Genomic DNA, 3,875 nt, shown 5'->3' on the forward strand with positions numbered 1-3,875 from the left:
ACTAGTCTAGTAGGCTGACCTCCCCCTTTTCGCTTCCTACCGCTTGTAGAGCGGCTCCCCCGGCAGCTCCGCACCGGCCGGCAGCACCGCGAGGTCCAGCCCCCGGTCCAGCCGCACCCGCAGCACCGGGTCGGCGGCCACGGCCTGTCCGACCCGCTGGGCGGCCGCCTGCAGCCCGGCCTGGTCCAGCGCCGGGTCGAAGACCACCGCGAGCACCCCGTCCGAGTCCTCCGAGGCCGCCAGCAGCCCGGTGACCACCTGCGGCTCGGCCGCCAGCAGCCCGCGGACCGCCTCGCGCACCTCCGGGTCCCGGACCGGCGGCAGGAACGCGCGGTTCTCCGCCAGCGCCCGCAGCCGGGCACCGCTCAGCAGGAACGGCACCGGCCCGGCCGGGTCGATCAGCAGGGTGTCGGCGCGCTCCGAGAAGGCCACCATCGCTGCCTGCGGGGCCGCGGTCGGCGCCGGGCGGGCGTCGGCGCGCCAGCGGGCGAGCGACTCCAACGACGTGAAGGCCGGCAGCGCGCGGCGCCCGTCCGGGGCCTCCAGCACCGGGACGGCCATGTCGCTGGTCTTCTCGTGCCGGTGCCCGTTCGCGTCCACCTCGACCTCGCCGAGGATCGCGACGATCGGGACCATCAGCCGGGTGGGGGTCAGCGCCGCCAGCACCTCCGGCTCGGCCGCGCGGTCCTGCGACCAGCGGGCGAGGGCCTCGGTGAGCGCCTGGTCGGCGGTGCCGTCGTCGTCGGAGAAGCCGGGATTCGGGATGCTCTTGCCGACGAACGCCGGGTTGGAGAAGTCTTTGCGGTCCACCCGCCCGACCCTATGCCACCGCGCGCGAGCGGCCCCATTTCCCTGCACGCTCCCCGCGCACGGGGCCTACCCACCGGTAGCGCGGTGTGGCACCCTGCGGCCATGGTGATCCTCGACGCGCCCGCGACCGCACCCGCCCCGGTCTCCGACCGCCTCCGGTACGACCGCGCCACCGCCCACCTGGACGGGCCGGTGGCCGTCGTGGACCTCGCCGCGTTCGACGCGAACGCCGCCGACCTGGTCCGCCGGGCCGGCGGCAAGCCGATCCGGCTGGCCAGCAAGTCGATCCGCTGCCGGGCGCTGCTGGAACGGGCCCTGGCCGTGGACGGCTTCCTCGGGGTGATGAGCTTCACCCTGGACGAGTCGCTCTGGCTGGCCCGCACCGGCGTCCGCGACATCCTGCTCGCCTACCCCTCCGCCGACCGGGCCGGCTACGCCGAACTGACCGCCGACCCGGAGGCCGCCCGCGAGATCACCGTCGTCCTGGACGACCCGGCCCAGCTGGACCTGATCGACGCGGCCCGCGGCGGCGACGCCGAGGTGCGGGTCTGCCTGGAGCTGGACACCTCGCTGCAGCTGCTCGGCGGCCGGGTCCGGGTCGGCGCCCGGCGCTCGCCGCTGCGCACCCCCGAGGACCTCGGCGCCTTCGCCGAACTCGTCCAGCGCCGCCGGGGCTTCCGGGTGGTCGGCCTGATGGCGTACGAGGGGCACGTCGCCGGGGTGGGCGACCGGGTGCCCGGCCGGCCGGTGCGCTCGCAGCTGATCCGGCTGATGCAGGCCAGGTCCCGGACCGAACTGGCCGAGCGGCGCGCGGCGGCGGTCCGACGGCTGCGGCGGGTGGCCGACCTGGAGTTCGTCAACGGCGGCGGCACCGGCAGCGTGGAGTCCACCGTGGCCGAGCGCGCCGTCACCGAGGTGGCGGCCGGCTCCGGGCTGTACCAGCCGCGGTTGTTCGACAACTACCGCTCCTTCCGGGGCCGCCCGGCCGCGCTGTTCGGCCAGCCGGTGGTGCGCCGCCCCGGCCTCGGTGTGGTGACCGTGCTCGGCGGCGGCTACCCGGCCTCCGGCGCGGCCGGCCCGGACCGCTCGCCGGTGCCGTACCTGCCGGCCGGGCTGCGCTACGACCCGATGGAGGGCGCCGGGGAGGTGCAGACCCCACTGCTCGGCTCGGCCGCGGACGACCTGCTGATCGGCGACCGGGTCTGGTTCCGGCACGCCAAGGCGGGCGAGCTGTGCGAGCGCTTCGCCGAGCTGCACCTGGTCGAGGGCGACCGGGTCGTGCGGACGGTGCCGACGTACCGGGGCGAGGGGAAGACGTTCCTCTGACGCTTCGTCCGCCTTTGCCCTACCGTGGTGGCGACACTGCGAACGTGAAGGGGGCGGCATGGACGCCGAGCTCGTGCAGGAGATGGTGAGGTCCGGGGCGACCTCGGTGGCCGGACTGATGGCCACGGCCGCCTGGAACCAGGCCAGTTCGCGGATCGCCCGGCTGTTCGGGCGCGGCGAGCGGGACGAGGAGGCGAGCGCCGAGCTGGAGGTGATCCGCGCCGAGGTGCTGGAGGCCGACGGCGACGAGGAGGTCCTGGCCGACCAGGCCGCCGCCCTTCGCAACCGGCTGCGCGCGCTGTTCCGCACGAACCCGCAGGCGGCCGAGGAACTCTTCGACATCCTCCGGGAGTTCCTGCCCGGGCAGTTCGAGAAGGCGCCCGGCGGGACCTACATCATCAACACCATCAGCGGCAGCTCGACCGTCAACAGCGATCTCGTGATCCAGGCCGGCATCATCCACGACATGCGGCACTGACCTTTCCGGAGCCTTAACGGGGCCCGATGGAACGGCTAACCACGGCCGTCCGTCGGGCCTTTGTCCTGCTCCGGGGCCTACAGTCCGTCAACAAGCACAGTACGCGCGGCTATTGCCTTCTGGTCCAGACCAATCCTACGCTCTGGCCGGGAGCCGCGCGCCGGGCCGGCGGCTCCCGAACGGGCAGGCGTGCCCGTTCCCCCACGCACGCCCGGAACGACGGTCAAGGAGTCCCCACCCCATGTCCATCAAGCGAAGTGCCCTGTCCGTCGGCGTGATCGGCGCCGCGGTCGTCGCGGTGGCCGGTGCCACCGCCGGCACCGCCAGCGCCCACGGCACGATGACCAACCCCGTGAGCCGGGTCGCCGCCTGCTACGCCGAGGGCCCCGAGCACCCGGTGTCCCAGATCTGCAAGGACCTCGTCGCCGCGAGCGGCACCCAGCCGCTGTACGACTGGAACGAGGTCAACATCGCCAACGCCAACGGCAACCACCAGGCGCTGATCCCGGACGGCAAGCTCTGCTCGGCCAACCGCGACAAGTACGCGGCGCTGGACTGGCCGCGCACCGACTGGCCGGCCACCGCGGTGAAGTCCGGCGCCTTCACCTTCCAGTTCCGCACCACCGCGCCGCACGTCGGCACCCAGACCGTCTACATCACCAAGGCGGGCTACGACCCCACCAAGCCGCTGAAGTGGTCGGACCTCGACCCGACCCCGGTGGCCAAGGTGCAGGTCGACCGCAACGCCGTCAACGGCTCCTACAGCTACTCCGGCACCCTGCCGCAGCGCACCGGCCGCCAGGTGCTGTACACGGTGTGGCAGCGCAGCGACAGCCCGGAGGCCTTCTACGCCTGCTCCGACGTCGACTTCGGCGCCTCCGCCACCGCCGCGTCGGCGCTCACCGCCCAGGCCCCGGCCGCGCCCAGCGACGCCCAGATCGCGGCCGACGCCTCCAAGTCCACGGTCGCCCACCACGGCCACGGCGGGGACCCGGACTCCCCGGCCGGCCAGGTGATCCCGACCGCCTCGGCGGCCGTGGGCGGTACCTCGGCCACCGGTCCGCTGCTGCTCGCGGGTGCCGCCGCGATCAGCGTCGGCTGGGCCGGCATGGTGCTCCGGCGCCGTCGCGTCGAGGCTGTTCGACGCGACTCCTGACGCCGGGCGCGGGACCGGGCCGGCCACACCCCCGTCCGGCCCGGTTCCCGCGGCACCACCCCGCGCACGAGCGAACGGCGGCGGCCCACCCGGAGGGTTCCCTCC

4 protein-coding genes are annotated in these 3,875 nt (G+C 74.5%); 3 read left to right on the forward strand and 1 reads right to left on the reverse strand.

Annotated elements, in window-relative coordinates; genetic code table 11:
- Positions 1–36 precede the first annotated feature (36 nt).
- A complete protein-coding gene (locus tag ACFRQN_RS40100) occupies positions 37–810 on the reverse strand; it encodes an SseB family protein (protein ID WP_049649873.1) in 774 nt (257 codons plus the stop codon).
- A gap of 102 nt (positions 811–912) precedes the next feature.
- On the opposite strand from ACFRQN_RS40100, the gene ACFRQN_RS40105 reads away from it, so the two are divergent.
- From ACFRQN_RS40105 to ACFRQN_RS40115, 3 genes are all read left to right on the forward strand, one after another.
- Positions 913–2,136 carry an amino acid deaminase/aldolase gene (locus ACFRQN_RS40105; protein WP_074002345.1) on the forward strand — a complete coding sequence of 408 codons (1,224 nt, stop codon included), beginning with the start codon at positions 913–915 and terminating at the stop codon, positions 2,134–2,136.
- A gap of 58 nt (positions 2,137–2,194) precedes the next feature.
- A complete protein-coding gene (locus tag ACFRQN_RS40110) occupies positions 2,195–2,614 on the forward strand; it encodes a hypothetical protein (RefSeq protein WP_049649875.1) in 420 nt (139 codons plus the stop codon).
- Between the two features lie 241 nt (positions 2,615–2,855).
- Positions 2,856–3,770, forward strand: coding sequence for a lytic polysaccharide monooxygenase (locus ACFRQN_RS40115; protein ID WP_049649876.1), 915 nt, complete (start codon positions 2,856–2,858; stop codon positions 3,768–3,770).
- Positions 3,771–3,875 lie beyond the last annotated feature (105 nt).

It is taken from the genome of Kitasatospora sp. NPDC056800, assembly GCF_042789775.1.
In the GTDB taxonomy this organism is placed as follows: Bacteria; Actinomycetota; Actinomycetes; order Streptomycetales; family Streptomycetaceae; genus Kitasatospora.